The 436-nt window shown below is 76.8% G+C and carries 1 pseudogene; it reads right to left on the bottom strand.

Going from position 1 to position 436, the window contains the following annotated elements:
* A pseudogene (locus FNX44_RS27655) lies at positions 1 to 318 on the bottom strand (hypothetical protein); the annotation flags it as partial.
* Between the last annotated feature and the right edge of the window lie 118 nt (positions 319 to 436).

Below are 436 nucleotides of genomic sequence, written 5' to 3'. Positions count from 1 at the left end.
GGCAGCGTGGGCGCCGGGGGCGAGCAGGCTGAACAGCAGGTGGAGCAGCGTCTGGGCGGCGACGAGGGTGCCGACTATGGCCAGCGGGCCGCGGCGGCGCTCGCCGCCGAACCAGGCGAGTGCCGCCGTGCCGACCGCCGCGGGGAGGAGGACGGCCGGCGGCACCGCGTGCCCGGACACCGTGCCGTGGCCGGCTCCCGCCAGCACGGCGCACACCACTCCGAACAACCCCGCGCGCACGGCGCGCAGCCCGCGCGGCGGGCGTTCCGCGCGGGGCTTCGGGGCGGTCTCGCGGGACCGGCGGGCGGTGGGTGTCATGGTCGCCGCATCATGGCACGGCGTGTCGCCGCCAGTCCCCTAAGGGGACCTTATCTCCGCAGGTCTTGTCGGTTTCCGAGTGGAGCTGAACGCCGTCGGCCGCCGCCCCGTACTCCCC

The organism is Streptomyces alkaliterrae (assembly GCF_007097205.2).
In the GTDB taxonomy this organism is placed as follows: Bacteria; Actinomycetota; Actinomycetes; order Streptomycetales; family Streptomycetaceae; genus Streptomyces; species Streptomyces alkaliterrae.
The sequence above is the reverse complement of the archived record's forward strand: the minus strand, read 5'-3'. Positions and strand labels throughout refer to the sequence as shown.